The 19,490-nt window shown below is 51.8% G+C and carries 13 protein-coding genes; 7 read left to right on the plus strand and 6 right to left on the minus strand.

Annotated features, from left to right (window positions below; all coding sequences use genetic code 11):
- Positions 1–95 precede the first annotated feature (95 nt).
- From ACYVH9_RS15575 to ACYVH9_RS15595, 5 genes are all read left to right on the plus strand, one after another.
- Positions 96–3,212, plus strand: a complete 3,117-nt coding sequence (locus ACYVH9_RS15575; RefSeq protein WP_460637287.1) for a SusC/RagA family TonB-linked outer membrane protein — start codon at positions 96–98, stop codon at positions 3,210–3,212.
- Positions 3,213–3,225: 13 nt separating this feature from the next.
- Positions 3,226–5,088, plus strand: coding sequence for a RagB/SusD family nutrient uptake outer membrane protein (locus ACYVH9_RS15580; protein WP_460637288.1), 1,863 nt, complete (start codon positions 3,226–3,228; stop codon positions 5,086–5,088).
- Positions 5,089–5,179: 91 nt separating this feature from the next.
- Positions 5,180–5,887, plus strand: a complete 708-nt coding sequence (locus ACYVH9_RS15585) for a hypothetical protein (protein WP_460637289.1) — start codon at positions 5,180–5,182, stop codon at positions 5,885–5,887.
- A gap of 25 nt (positions 5,888–5,912) precedes the next feature.
- Positions 5,913–9,281, plus strand: coding sequence for a VCBS repeat-containing protein (locus ACYVH9_RS15590; RefSeq protein ID WP_460637290.1), 3,369 nt, complete (start codon positions 5,913–5,915; stop codon positions 9,279–9,281).
- 108 nt (positions 9,282–9,389) lie between these two features.
- Positions 9,390–10,688 (plus strand): vanadium-dependent haloperoxidase, encoded by a 1,299-nt coding sequence (locus ACYVH9_RS15595; protein WP_460637291.1) that lies wholly within the window; start codon positions 9,390–9,392, stop codon positions 10,686–10,688.
- A 2-nt stretch (positions 10,689–10,690) separates the two neighbouring features.
- Here ACYVH9_RS15595 and ACYVH9_RS15600 read toward each other — a convergent pair whose 3' ends face one another.
- Positions 10,691–11,611 carry a bestrophin family protein gene (locus ACYVH9_RS15600; protein WP_460637292.1) on the minus strand — a complete coding sequence of 307 codons (921 nt, stop codon included), beginning with the start codon at positions 11,609–11,611 and terminating at the stop codon, positions 10,691–10,693.
- 242 nt (positions 11,612–11,853) lie between these two features.
- Here ACYVH9_RS15600 and ACYVH9_RS15605 point away from each other — a divergent pair, with 242 nt between their 5' ends.
- Positions 11,854–12,867 carry a LytTR family DNA-binding domain-containing protein gene (locus tag ACYVH9_RS15605; protein WP_460637293.1) on the plus strand — a complete coding sequence of 338 codons (1,014 nt, stop codon included), beginning with the start codon at positions 11,854–11,856 and terminating at the stop codon, positions 12,865–12,867.
- A 316-nt stretch (positions 12,868–13,183) separates the two neighbouring features.
- On the opposite strand, the gene ACYVH9_RS15610 is transcribed toward ACYVH9_RS15605, so the two are convergent.
- The 5 genes from ACYVH9_RS15610 to ACYVH9_RS15630 form a co-directional block, all read right to left on the minus strand.
- Positions 13,184–14,038, minus strand: coding sequence for an alpha/beta fold hydrolase (locus tag ACYVH9_RS15610; RefSeq protein ID WP_460637294.1), 855 nt, complete (start codon positions 14,036–14,038; stop codon positions 13,184–13,186).
- Between the two features lie 19 nt (positions 14,039–14,057).
- Entirely contained in the window at positions 14,058–14,891 is an 834-nt protein-coding gene (locus ACYVH9_RS15615; RefSeq protein WP_460637295.1) for a hypothetical protein, read from the minus strand.
- Between the two features lie 256 nt (positions 14,892–15,147).
- The gene (locus tag ACYVH9_RS15620) at positions 15,148–15,948 is read right to left on the minus strand and encodes an NYN domain-containing protein (protein WP_460637296.1); all 801 of its coding nucleotides are present in this window, start codon (positions 15,946–15,948) and stop codon (positions 15,148–15,150) included.
- A 198-nt stretch (positions 15,949–16,146) separates the two neighbouring features.
- On the minus strand, positions 16,147–17,316 hold the full coding sequence (gene lepB, locus ACYVH9_RS15625) for a signal peptidase I (protein WP_460637297.1): 1,170 nt from the start codon (positions 17,314–17,316) through the stop codon (positions 16,147–16,149).
- 145 nt (positions 17,317–17,461) lie between these two features.
- Complete coding sequence (locus ACYVH9_RS15630; RefSeq protein ID WP_460637298.1) at positions 17,462–18,085, minus strand: RNA polymerase sigma factor; 624 nt, start codon at positions 18,083–18,085, stop codon at positions 17,462–17,464.
- A 225-nt stretch (positions 18,086–18,310) separates the two neighbouring features.
- On the opposite strand from ACYVH9_RS15630, the gene ACYVH9_RS15635 reads away from it, so the two are divergent.
- A complete protein-coding gene (locus ACYVH9_RS15635; RefSeq protein WP_460637299.1) occupies positions 18,311–19,405 on the plus strand; it encodes a FecR family protein in 1,095 nt (364 codons plus the stop codon).
- The last annotated feature ends 85 nt before the right edge of the window (positions 19,406–19,490 follow it).

The following is a 19,490-nucleotide window of genomic DNA, read 5'->3' on the forward strand; positions in this document are numbered from 1 at the left end:
CAATTTCCTTAATTAAACCAATCCTTCTTATCTGTATGAAAAAGTCTACTCATCAGGTACCTCCCAACAATAGGTATCTATTAGTACTTTATCTAATGCTTGTTTCCGTAACCGGAGTACTGGCCCAATCAACCGTAAAAGGGAAAGTCACCGGCGGACAGTCGGATGTTTTACCCGGGGTCAGCATCGTGTTGAAGGGAACGACTCAGGGAACGACAACCGCAGCCGACGGTACCTACTCCCTCAATGTACCCAACAAAAATGCAACCCTAATATTTTCATTCATCGGTTATGTTACGCAGGAAGTTGCCATCGGTGGGCGGTCTAACGTAGATGTTAAACTGCTGGACGACGTTAGCCAGTTGAACGAAGTAGTGGTGGTGGGTTACGGGGTGCAAAAGAAAGAAACCGTAACGGGATCGGTTGTTTCGGTCAAAGGAACTGACTTGGTAAAATCGCCCACCACCAACCTTTCCAACTCCATCGCGGGTCGGCTGCCGGGCGTAGTGGCTGTAAACCGTTCCGGCGAACCCGGTTATGACGGCTCCGCCATTCGAATTCGGGGTACCAACACGCTGGGTAACAACAACGCGCTGGTCGTTGTCGATGGTGTACCGGCTCGTTCAGGGGGTCTGGAACGGATTAACCCGGCCGATATCGAAAACATCTCGGTTTTGAAAGATGCTTCGGCCGCTATCTACGGATCCCGGGCCGCTAACGGCGTTATTCTGATCACGACCAAACGGGGTAAAACCGGAAAACCACAATTGTCGTATTCGTTCAACCAGGGCTTTTCACAGCCAACGGTGGTGCCGAAGCTGGCCAATGCGGCCGAGTATGCCCACATGCTCAACGACCTGAATATTTACGAACTTCCGGTAGCAGAATGGGCAGCAGCCACCCAGGCGTATAAGACTACCGGTAGGTACACCCGCCCAGACGGAACCGTTCGTACGGCCCCTTACTCGCCGGACGATATTACCAAATACAGTGACGGTTCGGACCCCTGGGGACACCCGAATACCGACTGGTATAAAGCAACGCTGAAAACCTGGTCTCCGCAACAACAGCACAACCTGCAGGTGACGGGCGGTACCGAAGACTTCAAGTATGTCGCGTCAATGGGTTATCAAAACCAGGATGCTTACTACAAACGCTCGGCAACGGGCTATAAACAGTACGACTTGCGGGTTAATCTCGACGCCAATATCAACAAATACGTTCACCTGGCGGTCGGGCTGTTGGGGCGTGAAGAATTCCGGTATTACCCAACGCGGGGAGCGGGTGCTATCTTCCGGATGCAGATGCGTGGCAAACCGAACCAACCCGCATTCTGGCCCGATGGACGTCCGGGACCGGATATCGAAAACGGCGAGAACCCGGTTGTTATCACAACAAACGATACCGGTTATGACCGGGAAAAACGGGATTATTTTCAGACCAATGGCCAGTTGGACATCAAAATTCCGGGCGTTGAAGGTCTGAAATTTTCGGGAACGGCCGCCATCGATAAATACATTCGGAACCGCAAACTGTGGCAGACGCCCTGGACGCTGTACGAACGCGGCACGGGCGTTGACGCCAACGGTATTCCGAATCTGATTGCCAGCCGACGCGGCCCCGCCGAACCCCGCCTGAACCAATACAATGAAAATCAGCTCAATATTTTGTTGGGAGGTATTGCCACCTACGAACGTAAATTCGAAGACCACGGCCTTACCTTGCTGGCGGGGGTGAACCGGGAAACCATCAATAATGACAACTTTGAGGCTTTCCGCCGGTATTTTATCTCCACGGCCATCGACCAGATGGGCGCCGGGGGTGAGCTGGAAAAGAACAACAACGGAAATGCCTTCAACCGGGCGCGGATTAACTACTTCGGACGGGTTGCCTACAACTACAAGGAAAAATACCTGGCCGAGTTCCTCTGGCGGTATGACGGATCTGACATGTTCCCGGAAGAAACCCGGTATGGCTTCTTTCCTGGCTTCCTGGCAGGCTGGGTTATCTCGGAAGAGAGCTTTCTTAAAAACTCCATTCCGTCTATCAATTACCTGAAGCTGCGTGGTTCGTGGGGTCAATTGGGGAACGATCAGATTTATTTCCCAAACACCGAAACGCTGGCTACCTACCAGTACCTGCCCACCTACAACTTCAACACGTATATTATCAATGGCATCCAGCAGAAAACCCTGACGGAAGCCCGTATCCCGAATCCCAGCATTACGTGGGAAGTGGCCAACAACGCCGACATCGGTTTGGAAGGGCAGTTGTTCAACGGTAAAATCAACTTTGAATTCGACTACTTCAACAACCTGCGCACCTCGATTCTCTACCCCCGCAATGCATCCATTCCGCGGACGACGGGTCTGGTGTTGCCGCCCGAAAACATCGGGAAAGTACGAAACTCCGGCTTTGATGGTCAGATCGGTTACAACGGCCAGGTTCGGGATCTGAAGTTTACAGTCAGTGTGAACGGAGGGTACGCGCAGAACAGAATTATCTTCTGGGATGAAGCACCGGGCGCTCCCGAATGGCAGCGGACCACAGGGATGCCGATCAACGGCTACATTGCCTATCTGTACGACGGCGTATTTAAAGACCAGGCAGAAATCGACGCCAACACCCTCGACTACTCGGCCATCGTAAAAACCCTGCGTCCGGGCGATATGAAGTACAAGGACTACAACGGCGATGGTAAAATCACGCCCGACGACCGCGTTCGGAACAAACGTACGAACCTGCCGCTGTTCCAGGGAGGAATGAACATCACGGCAACGTACAAAAACTTTGACCTGACCGTGCTCTTCCAGGGCTCAGCGGGGGCTCAGCAGTATATTAGCCTGGGTGAATCGGGGAACATCGGAAACTACCTGCAAGAGTTTTACACCAACCGCTGGACGGTCGAAAACCCGAGCAGCGTGCACCCCCGAATCGCCAACCGCAGCGACCAGTACTTCTCGAATAACAACACCTACTGGTTGCGTTCGGCCGATTACATCCGGCTGAAAAACTTTGAGATCGGTTATACGCTTCCAGACAACATCGGCAAAAAGGTCGGACTCAGCAACCTCCGTATCTACGCCAATGGCCTCAACTTGTTCAACATTATCAACAAGTTGGGCTCTTTTGATCCGGAATCCAGCAACTCAACCGGACAGTATTATCCACAGGCGCGAATTATCAACACGGGTGTAACGCTTCGCTTCTAATTCATTACTTGACATGCTACGAAAATTTAAAACCATAAGTTTAGCAATCGGATTAACGGCTTTTGCCGTAACGGGTTGCAATGACGATTTCATGAATACCCAACCGCTGGATCAGGTACCTGGCTCGACTGTATGGTCGGATGCTGCCTTGGCCGAAGCCTTCGTGACGGGTATCTATGCCGGATTGGGACAGGGTGGACTGAACGAACAGCAACTCTCGTCGCTGACCGATGAAGCCCTGTTTACGCACCCCGGTCGGAACATCACGACCATCACCGAGGGCCGTTCCAACCCCGCCGATCCGGGCTGGATTAACGAAACCATTGACTGGAACCAGATGTACCTGCGCATCCGGGCCGTCAACCTGGCGCTGGATAACTTAGCCAAACCGAACTTTGCCAACTCGAATAAAATCGCGGAACGGCTGATCGGAGAAGCGAAGTTTTTGCGGGCGTATTACTACCACCAGCTGGTACGGTATTACGGTGGAGTGCCCATCATCGACCGCCAATATGAATTGGGGGAAGCCGATTACCGGGTGACGCGTAATACGATGGAAGAATGCATCAACTTTATCGTAAAAGACTGCGACGACGCAGCTGCCGCGCTAAAAGGAATTGTGATGGCCAAAGGCCGCGCCAACGAAGCGTCAGCCCTGGCCCTCAAAGCCCGTATTCTGACGTATGCCGCCAGTGATTTGTACGATGCTGCTACGGCCAAAACAAAATCAACCGTACACGCGGCCTATGCCAATCCCGCACTGCTCGGTTATGTCAGCGGCACCCGGGCCGACCGGTGGACCAAAGCGAAGAACGCAGCCAAAGCCGTACTGGATCTGACAAACTACGGTTTTCAGTTGAACCTGACCGCACCGGTTTCGAAAGAAGTGGGTACCGCCAACTACATGAATATCGCCTTGTCACGCAACGGGGGTGATGTAGACGTTTTGTTCTCGCGCTCCTTCAATAACGACAAACCGGAAGCCGGTGGGCAAGTCGGTCTGCACAACGGCCCGAACGGCTACCACAACTGGGCGGGTAATACTCCGGTTTCGCTGCTCGTCGATGACTACGAAATGATGGACGGCACCAAGTTTAGCTGGAGCGAACCGGCCAAAGCCAGCGCGCCTTACACCAATCGAGACCCGCGTCTCTACGCCACCATCATGTACGACGGTGCCCCCTGGAAACCCCGCACAGCCGACGTAGCCGCCAAAGATCCGGTTAACCAGATTCAGACGGGCACCTACGAAATTGTGAACGCATCCGGCGCCAAAACGATGATTGCTGGTCTGGATACCCGCAAGAGTTCGGTGGAAGACTGGAATGGCAGCTACACGGGTTACTACCAACGCAAGTTTACGGATCCCAACCCGGCTATTGTTGACCAAAACACGTACCAGCAGGTTCCCTGGCCGTTCTTCCGCTACACAGAAGCCGTTTTAAACTACGCCGAAGCCTGTATTGAACTGGGCCAGGATGCCGAAGCCAAAACGTGGCTGAACAAAATCCGCTTCCGGGCCGGTATGCCAGCCATTACCGAAACCGGCGATGCACTTCGGCAACGGTACCGCAACGAACGCCGAGTTGAACTGGCCTTTGAAGAACACCGCTACCACGATGCCCGGCGCTGGATGATTGCCCCAACCACCCTGGGCCGGAAAGCCAACGGTATTACCATTACAGGGATGCTTAAACCCGGCAAATCGGTTACGTTGTACAAATACGACCCAACCAGCTACGATTATACCTACAAAGTTACCGAGATTGATCCGGGGAAAGAAAACCGGAACTGGGCCGATAAGCAGTATTACCTGCCCATCCACCGGGATGAAATAAACCGGAATAGCAAGCTGGTGCAAAACCCGGGTTATTAACAGTACCTATTTTGTTACGTTCAATCAGTGATCTATGCCAGCCCGAATGGAGCTGGCATAGATTTTTTGGTGGTACTCAGCCTGCAACGTCATGAGAATTAGCCTTGTAATCCTGGGAATCGGTTTGTTCAACGTCACCCTGTTGCGGGCGCAGGATTTCGGCGTTGTTCGGATCAAGGGCGGACCGAACTGGCAGCAATCGGTTCCACTTCAGGATCGGTACCGTTACGCGCAGTTCCGCCCGGGAACTATCGCGTACGTCAACGGACAGCGGGCTACCGGGCCGCTTAACTATAACATCCTGATTGGCGAAATGCAGTTCATTGGTCCTAGGGGCGATACACTGGCGGTAGCGAATGAAAGTACCATTCGGGCAATTCAAATCGACGAAACCAGCTTTCGGTATGATCCCCGATACGGTTTTGTAGAAATCCGGGCCGATTACCCAACGGTTTTGCTGGCGTTCAAGCCCCTTTTCAAAACCGTTCGGGCCGAGAAAAACGGTGGCTACAATCAATCGTCCGGTACCTCATCCATTACCCAGTATAAATCGTTTGTGGGCAGCAGCGGCCAGCTTTCCCGGCTCGAGCAGGAAGGCGACCTGCTGTTGGAAAAGGATGTTCTCTACGGCTTGATTGACCAGAACAACCGCTTTCATAAGATCACCAAAAGCACGGTTTTAAAGCTATTCTGGAAGCACAAACCGGCCATTGAAGCCTACCTAAAAACGGAAGTGATTGATTTCAAGAAAGAAGCCGATTTAAAGAAGTTGCTTCACTTTTGCAGTACCTTGTTCTAACTACCGTCTCTTGTTCGATTCATCCATGCAATTCCCTCCCTTTTCGCTTTTCGTCCTCAACCTCTTCCTCCTTGCTCTAACCCTGACCAGTTGCCGGGATTCGTCGTCACAGGAAGCAAAAACCGCCGTCGAAAATACGGGTCCTCCGCTGTTTACCTTGCTGACTCCCGAAGAAACCCAGGTCGATTTTACCAACACCCTGATCGAAGGTCTGAACACCAACGTGTTGATGTACGAATACTTTTATAATGGCGGAGGAGTGGCCGTGGGAGACATCAACAACGACGGCCTGGACGATCTGTATTTTACCGGAAACATGGTTCCCAACAAGTTATACCTGAACCGGGGCAATCTGAAGTTTGATGACATAACCGACTCGGCAGGCGTCGCGGGCCGCGAAGGACCGTGGAAAACCGGCGTCACAATGGCCGATGTGAACGGCGACGGTTTGCTGGATATCTACGTCTGCTATTCCGGCAATTTATCTCCGGAAAAACGGGTGAACCAGTTGTTTATCAACGATGGGAAACCGGCCAACGGCATCCCGCATTTTACCGAAAAAACCGTTGAGTATGGCCTGAATCACCCGGTGAATGCAACACAGGGTTTCTTTTTCGATGTCGATAAGGACGGCGACCTGGATTTGTTTTTACTCAATCATAACCCCAAGTCGCTGCCGGTGCTGGACGAAGCCAGCACCGCCGATCTCCTGAAAAAAAACGACCCGCAAACCGGCCTTCGGCTTTTCCGGAATGAGCCCAAAAACGGAAAGCCATACTTTCTGGAAATTACCCGGCCGGCCGGACTGCGCAACACTCCGCTGTCGTACGGCCTGGGGGCGGGCATTGCGGACATCAATACCGACGGCTGGCCGGATGTATACGTTTCCAATGATTACACCATTCCCGACTATTTATACATCAACAACGGCCGGAAAAACGGGCCGAACTTTTCGGATAAAATTCAATCCAGCCTGGGCCATTTTCCGCATTTTTCGATGGGCAACGACGTGGCCGACATCAACAACGACGGATTACCCGATATTTTTGTGCTGGACATGCTGCCGGAAGATAACCGTCGCCAGAAGCTGCTTTTCGCGCCCGATAACTACGAGAAATTCGACCTCAATCTCAAAACCGGCTTTCATTACCAATACATGCGGAACATGCTGCAAATCAACAACGGCGATGGCAGTTTCAGCGAAATTGGTCAACTCGCCGGCCTTTCCAATACCGACTGGAGCTGGGCTCCGCTCCTGGCCGACTACGATAACGATGGCTGGAAAGACCTGTTTGTCACCAACGGTTTTGTGCGGGATTTCACGAACATGGACTTCATGAAGTACATGAACGATTACCTGCAAAACAACCAAAGCAACGTTCGACGCCAGAACATTCTGGAACTGGTCTACCAGATTCCGTCGTCGGAGGTGAGCAATTACGTGTTCAAAAACAACGGTAACCTGACGTTTGCGAATGTCAGCAAAGCCTGGGGCATCGCCTTGCCATCGAACAGCAACGGAGCCGCCTACGCCGATCTGGACAACGACGGCGATCTTGATCTGGTGGTTAATAACCTCAACAAACCGGCGTTCATTTACCGGAATGATGCCAACAGGCTGCTCAAAAACCATTACCTGAACGTCAAACTGGAAGGGCTGGACGCCAACCGATTTGGACTCGGCGCCAAGGTGACCGTCTACCGGAAAGGCCAACAACAGTACCTGGAACAAATGCCTTCGCGGGGGTACCAGTCGAGCGTGTCGCCCATTTTGCATTTTGGACTGGGCAAAGACCCAAACATCGATTCGCTGCGGGTGCTCTGGCCGGGCGGCAAACAGCAGCTGCTGACGAACGTCAAAACCAATCAGAAGCTAACCCTTTTCGAAAAAGATGCCCGGGCGGTCCCGAACGCGCACCCCATTGCTCCTCCCCTCTTTACCGAAACCAAATCGCCGGTGGTCTACCAGGCGGCCCGCACCGCCATCAACGATTTCAAACGCCAGCCACTGCTGATCAATCCGCAGTCGTTCGTCGGGCCGTGTCTGGCCAAAGCCGATGTGAACGGCGACGGTTTGGAAGATATTTTTGTGGGCGGTGGCAACGGTCAGGCCGGTATGTTGTACGTCCAGCAGGCGACGAACCAGTTTCTGCCCAAACCGCAACCGGCCTTTGAAGCCGATAGAACGTGCGACGATGCCGACGCGGTTTTCTTCGATGCCAACGGCGACGGTTTTACGGATTTGTACGTGTGCAGCGGTGGATACGCCAATTTCCTGCCCGATGATCCAAAACTTCAGGATCGGCTTTACCTGAACGATGGGAATGGTGCTTTTGCCAAAAGTCCGGCGGCTTTGCCCGCCATGCGCACCAGCAAGAGTTGTGTTCGGGTGGCCGATGTGAACGGCGACGGAAAACCGGACCTGTTCGTGGGTGGCCGGGTTGTTCCGGGCCGTTACCCCGAAACGCCCCCGAGTTTTCTGCTCATCAACGATGGTAAGGGTACATTCCGTGATCAAACTGCTACGTTGGCCCCGCAGCTTCAGCGCATCGGAATGGTAACTGATGCGGCCTGGGTGGATCTGAACAACGACAAAAAATCGGAACTGGTGGTCGTTGGGGAGTGGATGCCCGTAACGGTTTTCGGCAACAACGGCGGCACATGGGAAGACCAAACCAACCGCTATTTCGACAAAGCCTACCGTGGCTGGTGGAACAGCCTGCTAGTCGACGACCTGAACGGCGACGGGAAACCGGACCTGGTCATTGGCAATCAGGGCTTAAACACGCAATGTAAAGTAAGCGAAGCCGAACCCGCCGAACTGTTTTTCAAGGATTTCGACGACAACGGCTCGGTTGATCCGATCCTCTGCTTTTACATGCAGGGCAAAACCTATCCCTACGTTTCGCGCGACGAACTGCTCGACCAGCTCAGCATCATGCGGACGCGCTTTCCGGATTACAAGAGTTATGCCGACGCGACCATGAAGGATATTTTCACGGAAGAAGAGCTAAAAGATGCCCAACGGCTGGAAGCCAATTACCTCAAAACCGCTTATTTCGAAAGTACAGGCCAGGGAAAATTCCGGGCAAAAGACTTACCCATCGAGGTGCAGGCATCGCCGGTTTTCGCCCTGACGGTACTCGACTACGACCGTGACGGCCGGAAAGATTTGCTAGTGGGCGGCAACGTCAACCGGGCGCGGCTACGGTTTGGCAAGTCCGACGCCAATTATGGGATACTGCTGAAAGGCACGGGCAACGGCCAGTTTACGTACGTTCCGCAGCGCGTTTCCGGTTTCCAGCTCAAAGGCGATGTGCGGAGCATCCTGCCCGTCGGCAGCACGGTTTTGTTCGGAGTGAACCAGCTGGGAATCAAGGCGTATAAATTTTAAAAAGCGATTGTTTCGCAGAGTTAAGCGGAGAAAACCAAAGGAACGCGGAGGCTCTTCTTTCCTCCTATTATCTCCGCTTAACTCTACGAAACAACATTATTCATAAAGATGAAAAGGCTTACCTTCCTTTTTCTTTTAATCGTCATCGGTTGCAAGCCGGAAAAAACACCGGGACTCAGCAGCCGGGAGATTACGAAAGTCATTGACGAGATGACCGAAGTGATGATCCACGACGTAACGAATCCACCGCTGGCGGCCCGGTTTTTCGCCTACGCCTGTCTGTCGGGCTACGAGGTCGTAGCTCAGCACGATAAAAGCGTTCGGAGCCTGCACGGCGTGCTGAATGACTATCCGCTGATTGAAAAACCGAAAGACATTGCTGGATATTCGCCCGATCTGAGTGCGGTATTGGCGATGCTGAAAACCGCTCAGAAAATTCAGCCGTCGGGTAAACGACTGGAAACGCTGGAAAAGACGTTGCTGGACTCGTGCCGAAGCGCCGGTTTTTCCGATGATGTGATTGAACAGTCGGCGAATTACGCCCAGCAGATCAGTCAGCAAATGCTGAAATACGCCAAAACCGACCGCTACAACAAGATCAGCAACTATCCCCGCTACACGCCCTCCGGAAAAGCAGGTAGCTGGTACCCCACCCCACCGGGTTATTTCGCGCCCGTCGAGCCGTATTTCAATACCGTTCGGCCTTTTACCCTGGATTCGGCTGCGCAGTTTAAACCCGCTCCGCCGGTGCCCTTTTCCAAAGAACGGAAATCCGCGTTTTACCGGCTGCTTGTGCAGAATCACCAAAACGGTGCCAGCGCGCTCAGCGAAGAACACCGGCTGATTGCCGCTTTCTGGGACTGTAATCCCTTTGCGCTCGAAAACAACGGCCATATGCTGGTTGGGCTGAAAAAGATTTCCCCGGGTGCTCACTGGATGGGCATCACCGGGATTGCCTGCGCCAAGGCAAAGAAAAGTTTCGCGGAATCGATGCACATTCATACAGCCGTGGCGGTGGGATTGATGGACAGTTTTCTGGCCTGCTGGGATGAAAAATACCGCAGCGACCGCATCCGGCCCGAAACCGCCATCCGGCAATTGATGGACCCGACCTGGAAACCGTTCCTTCAAACACCCCCATTTCCGGAATACCTGAGCGGTCACTCCACGGTTTCGGGGGCTTCGGAAATCATTCTGACCCATTTTTTTGGCGATAACTTCGCCTATACCGATACCGTTGAGGAGCGCTACGGCCTGAAAGCCCGCTCGTTCGGCTCGTTCCGGGAAGCGTCCATCGAAGCCGGACTGTCGCGGTTTTACGGCGGCATTCACTTCATGGACGCCATCGACAACGGCCGGACGCAGGGCCTCCAGGTGGGCAAATGGGTGGTGGGCAAGCTGAAATAGCCTTAATCCAGGAACGGCGGATTGCTTATTCCGGCAGCATCGGGAGCCTTTTCTCCAATCATTTCGAGCAACGATATTTCAATAGTCCGGCACATATGGTTAAGAGCCAGGTCGTTCGGCTCAGTCCCAAACGGTTCTTCAATCTCATTACCAATGGCTTCCAGCGCAATAAACGTATAGGCAATAAAAACCACAATGAACGGAGTCATCCAGCCAATGCTGTCGACCAGCCCGAATGGCAGCAAAAAGCAATAAATGTAAACGGTTCGGTGCAACAGAACACTATATGTGTACGGAATGGGCGTATTGGCAATTCGCTCGCATCCGCCCAAAACGCCCGAGAGTTGATTCAGATTCTGGTCAAAAGCCAACAAGGTCGGCGTGTCAATGCGCCCTTCCTGCTGTCTTTTTTGTAACCAGCTACCCATTTCAACCAACAAGCGAACGGGTTTGAAGCGGGTTTCCTGCAACGGTTTTTGTAAAGACGAAGGGAGCAGCCTCTCTAAATCTGCGGCTGGTTCGGTCTGACGCAACTGATGTTTCAGGGCATAGGCAAAGGCTATCAGCAACTTAACAAAATGGGTAACCTCGGGCGAACTGGCCGGCAAACCGCTCATGGTAATAGCCTGCCGGGTCAGTGATCGCGAGTCAATCACCAGAGAGCCCCAGAGCTTACGCCCTTCCCAAAACCGTTCGTAGCTTGCATTATTCCGAAAGCCCAGGAAAATGGCCAGCGCAACACCCATGAGGGTAAAAGGTGCGGGCGTAAGCGGAATTTTGTACTCAAATACCTGTCCTCGCAGGTAAACAATCAGAAAAGACAGCAGGAATAAAGGAATAAGGCGGGGGATCAACGCGGGCAAAACCGATCCTCGCCAGACAAAAAGCATCCGAAACCAATTGTATTTAGGGCGTATAACCATTTCTGCACTGTTCCGTCTTTCCTAAAACCAAATCGGGTACAAAGTAGGAAAGGAAATCAAGAATCCCAGCGAACAGGATTCATCCTGAAGAAATGTTAAAAACGGTTTGTGGCGAAAAATAGCGCAACGGAGAATCGAATTTTGGGCCTTTTTCTTTCTTTCATGCGGTGGCGTGTAAACCAGGCTATTTGTATTTTTGTCGTCAATCGCTTGTGCGACCAATGCTCCAACCCCGACGCGTGATGCAACTTCCTTTATCACTGAGGCCCGAAACCAAAAAACCTGGGGGGCAACTCGTGCCGGTAACGTTTGAAACCGGCCGCCGATTTGGATACATGACTTTGTTGCTGGTTGCGGTCTATGTTTTCTTTGCAAGCATCTATTTCATTAGCCAATTTGAATTTAAAAAAGCATTAGCCAACCGGCTGGGAGGCTGGGACGCCCTGTTTTTCTACGAGGTATCGTCTATTCTGCCAGAACTGGTGACCCTGTTTGGGCTTCAACAACTGGTCTGGCTGGCCCACCGGCTGATGCGCCTTAACGCCATTCGGCTTACTCCGCTGGGTGTTGCTCAGTATTATTTGGCACTGCTGCCGGTTTTGCTCCTTACTTTTTTTGTCGTCAGCCCGTTTACGCAAACGGTGCGCTTCGTAATTGAAACCATCATTTTGTACGGATCAGACGCCCTCACCGTTGATCGCTACTGGCAAGCCTACATCGTGGGGCCCTACGTACGTCCGACTGTTATTGTACTTTATTTATTTCTGATTTCGGTTCTGGGGTATTGTATCATCACGGTTTCACTGGTTCGGGATTTGTTTGTCTGGCGCTCCCGGCAACCTGATCTAAAAAGCCCCGCGCCGGCACAACCCGTTGTCCGGAATTTTGCGAGCAAGCTGGCCGTGTTGTCAAACAAGGGGCAAACGGTTATCAGTACGTCCGACATTGCGTTTATTACCGTCGACAGCCCGAATTGCCTGGTCCATCACCGCCAGGGTATTTACAAAGTCTGCAATAAAAACCTGACCGAAATGGAAGCCGATCTAGAACCGGAGTTGTTTTTTCGGGTTAACCGGGGTTGCTTGGTCAATCGGGAGTTTGTGGAAGGGTACGTCCATGTCGGCAATAACAACTATATTGTTAACCTCAAAGACATTCCTCATTCCCAGACGGTTACCTTGTCACGAACACGTTTGTCGGAGTTCCGGAGCTGGCTGCAAATATCCGTCCGGACAACGGTGATCAAGACGAACTAATCCACTTGTCTGTTCGACAATTCGCCCCTATTTTTCATCATTTCATTTCGTACCCATTGCTCAGACTACCGCAATCGGTGTAACTTTAACCTATTGTTTTTACTCAAAAACGGCCTCCCTGAACCATTCAATCCGTCAGGAACCATGCCGTTGGCTGTACTGAAAATTCTCTGTCTTCTTTAACTGCATCTTTGTGCAATTACGTAGTACAGCAATCCTACCGCTCAGTTTTTACGCTACGTAAAACGGACGAGCGGTAGATTCTTTTTGGGCTGGGCCCAAGTCGCCAGCCCAAAGAGCAAGCGCAACTTTGCCGCTACGAATGGCTTCCCAGCCAGCTTATCAACTCCTGCGTAAACCGTTCAGGCTCCTCCAATTGGGGCGTGTGTGCACTTTTTTCAAAAACCGTTAGGGTCAGATTGTTAAACTGGCCTTTTACGTCATCCCACAGAAAAGGCAAACCCGTCAGGTAATCGTACCGCCCCAAAGCCAGCCAGACGGGAATCTCCAGCTTATCGAGCCCGGCGGTAATGTCAATGTCCCTAAAAACCGTTCCCCAGACGTAATCAAATACCTGCATGTTGGTGTAGACGCCCTCCCACAAGGCGCTGGCATCGTACCGGTAATCATACCAGCTCGCGGGACCGGCACACAGACATAGGTGAACAAACCGGCGCTCCGGCTCGGCGGCAATGCGTTCCGGCAGTTGCACCATGCTCGATTCAAAGGCAGCTTTGCGCTCCGGCGTGGTATCTTTTTCAAAGAAGGTCCACCGGCGTTGAGCGGTTTCCAGACTGTAATCCGGGCTCGCGCCGATCAGCACCACCCGCGAAACATACTGCGGATACCGCTTGGCGTATTCCAAAGCCAGAAATGCGTGCCCCGAATGGCCAATGACGACAAACTGCTCCAGCTTTAATGCCCGGCGAATCGTTTCTATATCGGTCAGTAACACGTCCAGCGCAAAGTTCTCATTCTTCCAATCACCGGGCGGTGGCGGCACAAACCCTCGGTGATCAATGAAAATGAGTTGCAGGTATTGCCGGACAGCGCCCGCAAACGTACGCGGATAATAAACCGTACTGCCAATTACCAGCGCCGGAAATCCGTCGCCTTCGATCCGATAACCGAGTTTAAACCCCTGAATATTGATACTGCCTTCACGTTCCATTTTCGTAAAAATCTGTATTTTATTTATAATGATATTCGACCGTCGTAGGGGGTAGTGGCTTCGTTGTGGTCACCCGCTGGGTCCTTCCGATTGGATAACCCTGGTCGTTGTACACGTACGCATAAGTCTCTTCCACCAGAATGGTTTTATCATCCGCCCCTACAGCGGTAATTTTCCCCGGATTATTGACCATAGTGTGTATTTGGGGCAGAAATGGGTAATTGACTTCCGGATGCTGCGGATTCTTCTTGTCATCATACCCTTCATAGTAAATGGTTTGCCAGGCTTTTGCAGCCGAATCGCCTATTCGTCGGGTGAATAACTGCACCCGTTGTACATTTCCGCGATTATCGTAGTCATAGCGCGACTTTAGGTACGTGGTCGGATCGGTGGTCGGTTCATCGGGATCATGAATCAGATCAAGCAGTTCAACAATCCGCCCCCCGGCATCGAAAAGATAGTTATGGGTAATCACCCGCCGACCTCTGTGGTCATATTCCTCCGCCCGATCCAGCAAATTTCCTTCATAGTAAAACTTCACGTACGGTTTTCCATTGCTGGTTATCTGGCTCAATCGATGCTGATTATCATATATCAATTCCGCATTTTGCCTGGAAACCGTACCTGCACTATCGGTATGTATCCAATACGATTGAAAATTAGCAAGTTGCCCCTGAGCGTTGTAGTCGAAACTTTGGAAGCTCTTTTCACCTGAAGTTATTTTTTGCAAACGAAGCGTTGCTGGCACCGGTTCGGGTGCTGGCAAACTATGGGTGCTGGTCTTACAAGACGAAAGGAGGCCCGCCAAAGCAAGGTTCAGCGAAAGGACTAGATAAACTACCGACTTTTTCATGTTGATTGTTATACGCATATCCGGCAGCCTCCGGAAAGACTCAACGGAATAGCTGATCGTAAAACAGCAACGTGATGAACCTGCCCAGAAATGGCACCAGATCAAAGGTATTCGCAGCGGACCGGCCGTCCAGACGGTTTTGTCATCAACAGCAAATTGGGGAGGGTGAAAGTGCAGAAAGCGTGTTTGAATAGTTGCCCTGATCCGGTCCAGGCTCATTGGAGCAATGGGGCTGCGTCAATCAATAAAGGTGCCGTTATTTTACGCGTACGTACACCAATTTCATGTTGCCTTTGCCCGTTTCCCGTTCGTCAACCTCGAATTGTCCGATACTTTTCAGCAGCGGAACCAGCTTTTTAAATCCATAATTGCGGGGATCGAAGTCAGCCTGTTTTTTGGGCAGTAGATTCCCAAGTTCGCCCAGGAACGTCCATCCGGATTCGTCGGCCAGGTCGTTGATGCTGTCGGTGATCATCTTGATTACTTCTGTCGTCAGATTTCCGATTGCTTCCGGCTCTTTTGTGGGCTTGGCAGGCACTTCAACTGGTTTGGCTGCGTTTTTTTTCTTCGAACGGGTCTTGGTCGCGGCCGGAACGAGCACCGGCACCTCTTCATTCTTTTTGAGAATTTCCAGATAAATAAATTTATTACAGGCGGAAATGAAGGGCGTTGGTGTTTTTTTCTCACCAATGCCGAATACCTTCATCCCGGCTTCGCGCAGGCGGGTGGCCAACCGGGTAAAATCACTGTCGCTTGAAACAATACAAAACCCATCGACCCGGCCGGTATACAGAATGTCCATCGCGTCGATGATCATGGCCGAGTCTGTGGCATTTTTGCCCGTCGTATAACTATACTGCTGTATGGGTGTAATGGCATTTTCCAGCAGGACGGTTTTCCAGCCGACAACCGTCGGTTTGGTCCAATCGGCATAAATCCGTTTGAACGTCGGCGTTCCGTATTTCGCAATTTCTTCCAGCATCCCCCGGACGTTGGAATACGGAACATTATCGGCATCAATCAATACCGCAAGTCTCAGATCGGTGGCGGTTTCCATATGGTTTTCGGGTAGAAAATCGGGTGGATTATCCGGCAACTTTACCGAAAATTACGCAGAACTCAATTTATCTGTTTAGAAAGCGAACCCTTCTGCAGCCAATCCCATTCCATCGGTTACGCGTTTCCTGATTGGGTTCAGCGTTGCGGATCATGGCGGCAGACTTCAACATGTGTCCCGAATGAAACTGGCACCGGGTCATTCGATTACCCGAAACAGCCGGTTCCAGCGAATTTTGGCCCAGACCGTGGCCGGGGTTGGATCGATGGACATCCAGACAAAAACCGCTTTGCCCACAATATGATCTTTGGGCACAAAACCCCAGTACCGGGAGTCGTCGGAATTGTGGCGGTTGTCGCCCATCATGAAGTAATAATCCTGCCTGAAGGTGTACGATTGAATAGCTTTTCCGTCGATTTTAACGCTCGTCGGGGTCAACTCCACGTTGTCATTCCCGTCGTAACGACTAATGATGGGACCATAAACCGCAATGGTTTGGTCATTGATCGGAATCGTCGTGCCTTCTTTCGGAATGGTAAGTGGCCCAAAATTATCGCGGTTCCAGGCGTGGGCCGCTCCACCGTAAATTCCCGGTTCCGGCTGGCTTGCGGGTTCCGTCAGCACGACCACGGTTTTGATCCAGTCGAGTTCTTTGATTCGGGCGATGGTTTCGGCGGTTGTTGTCACCTGATACCCCATCAACACCGAGGTTTTGACCGCTTCGTTGTATTCTTCAACCGGCTGCCAGTTGATAAACGGCCCTTCGGCCGACACGTAGTCATTCACGATGTTATACTTCCGGAAAAATCGTTCGTTCAATACTTCCGACGTGCGGATAAAATAGGTGGTCTGGGCGCGAGCCGGCGCTGGAAACGGCTTCCCGTTGATATAGACCATTTCCTGCCGAATCTCCAGCTGATCTCCCGGAATACCGATGCAGCGCTTGATCAGGTTGGTGCGCAGATCAACCGGATGGTCGGGTTCGCCGGGCTTGGGGGGCGGAAAATTGAACACCACAACATCACCGTTTTTAACCGTTGTAAAACCGGGCAACCGGTACGACGGCAACTGGATCAGATCGCTGTACGACGGAATTTTGGTTCCCCAGATAGTCTGGTGCGTGAGCGGGACCTGCAACGGCGTTTTGGGTGTCCGAATGCCGTAATGGAGCTTGCTGACAAACAGGAAGTCACCCACCATCAAACTATTTTCCATCGATGGTGTCGGAATGGCGTAGGCTTCAAACGTCAGAAACCGGATTAAGGTAGCAGCAACAACCGCAAACAGAAGAGAATCAAACCACTCCCGAAAAAACGACTTTTTGGTTTTTGACGGTTTGCGAACCGAATCAGACGAAGTTTTGTGCATAATCAAGGAAAACTAGATGGTCAGGAAGCCAGCCCGGCAAAAGACCGTAACCGTTCCGCAAAATAGAACTTCGTCTTGCAGCGGAAACCGAATTTTGTAGGAAAGGCCGTTGCCTATGCTGAATGGCAGGCAGCCCCCTTTTGCTTCACGGTTTAAGCAACATCCAGAGGATAAGCAACGAGTTGAGGCCCACATACCAGTAGTCTTTCAGTTCCCGCAGGGTTCGCCACAGGAGATTGGCCACTCCCTGACGACTGAGTGACATCAACTCCGCAATGGCCTGATTATCGAGGTTTTCGTAAAAACGCAGGTAAATGATTTCCTGCTGCCGCCGGGAAAGTTTGGGAATCAGCAGCTGGAGTTTGCGGATGTAATACTGGCTGGCCTCGTCTTCGATGATGGCGGTTTCGATGGGAGATGTACCCACCAGATCGGATTCAAAAGGAAGCTCTTCCCACTCTTCCATCCACTTCAGCTCGCTCCGTTTGCGCTGCATTCTCCGCCGAAGCGAAATCAGCAGATAGAGCTTTACCGAGTCCGGCACGCTCAGGTTATGGCGCTTGTCCCACAGGTCCAGAAACAAATCCTGAATGCAGTCTTTGATGAACTCCCGGTCTTTGGAGAACTTGCTGCCGTAGCCGTACAACCGTTTGTAATACCGTTCGGCCAGCATTCCAAATGCCAGTTCATCATCATCCCTGAATTGCCGCCATAGCTCCGCATCGGTCTGAAAATCAAACCCTGCATCGGAAAGTGAACGATCGGCCATACGTGCGAAAAAGAAGGAAAATTGATACCGATCGACCGGTTTAGCGATTTGCCATAAACCGGTCGATTGGTTCTTGCCAGCTCCTTTATAAAGAAACGTTAACCGTATAATATACTGCCTGCAGGCGAATAAGACCGGGTCAGTTGAAAAATAAAATGTTTTTTTTTGATTATTCCGCTTGACAACCTGTCTCTCCCTATACAAAAGGCATCGTGTTGTACAGCCATGAAGCACTACCAAAAAATAGAAGATTTTCTGCTGGATGATTCGTTTCACGCCTGGATCGAGGGCGACCCGGAAGCGGCCACCTTCTGGCAGAATTGGCGGAGACAGCATCCGGACCGGGAGGAGATGCTGAATCAGGCCAAAGCGTTGGTATATACCCTGAAAAAACAGCCTACTTCGATTTCGGATGGTGAAATGCGGCTGGAAGTGAGTAAAATGGTGCAGGAAGCCCGGCGCCGAAAAGAAACCGAGCCGCTGATCGAAACGCGCATTAACTGGGCTTCGTGGCTGGCCGTGGCGGCATCGGTTCTGCTGGTACTGGGTCTTGGTATGGGCTGGCGTTATTACCGAACCACGCAAGGACCAGCTACTAGCTATCACCAGCAGAAAGCTCAGGCACCAGTCGCGCTGCTCGAAAAAGTAAACCGCTCGTCCAGCCCCCAGACCCTCCTTCTGGCCGACGGTTCGGCCGTGCGCCTGGAAAAAAACAGCCGCATCAGCTACCCGGCGAAGTTTTCGGGTGATTTCCGGGAAGTGTACTTATCGGGAGAAGCTTTTTTTGAAGTGGCTCCCAATCCCCGAAAACCGTTCCTGATTTACGCCAACGAAACCGTTACGAAGGTATTGGGAACCAGCTTCCGGATTCGGGCTTTCGATAACGACACCAAGGTGGAAGTGGCGGTACGAACCGGCAAAGTGTCCGTTTATACCCAAAAAACCTTTCGGAAAGGACCGGCCGCCGACCACGAAGGCACGGGTGTGCTCCTGATCCCGAATCAGGAAGTGGTTTACAACCGAAAAACGGAAAGCTTACGAAAGAGCCTGGTGAAAATGCCGGAAATGGTGACCCCCAAACCGGAAGAAGCGCTGATGACCTTCGACGATCAGCCGGTGACGGAAGTGCTGCAACGACTGGAAAAAGCCTACGGCATCGATATTGTCTACAACGAAGAATTACTACGCCACTGCCCGATTACCGCCGAATTTATGGATGAGACGCTGTATCAGAAGCTCCGGTTTATCTGCCAGGCGGTGGGAGCCAGTTACGAAGTACTGGACGGGCAGATCGTCATTAGCAGCACCGGTTGCCGCTAACCAACAAACCAACTAAATCCTTAAACCCTTAACCCTTGCTTATGATCCACTAAGAGACCTCTACATTCTCCCAATTCTTCTGCAA

The sequence above is a fragment of the Larkinella harenae genome, from assembly GCF_054780515.1.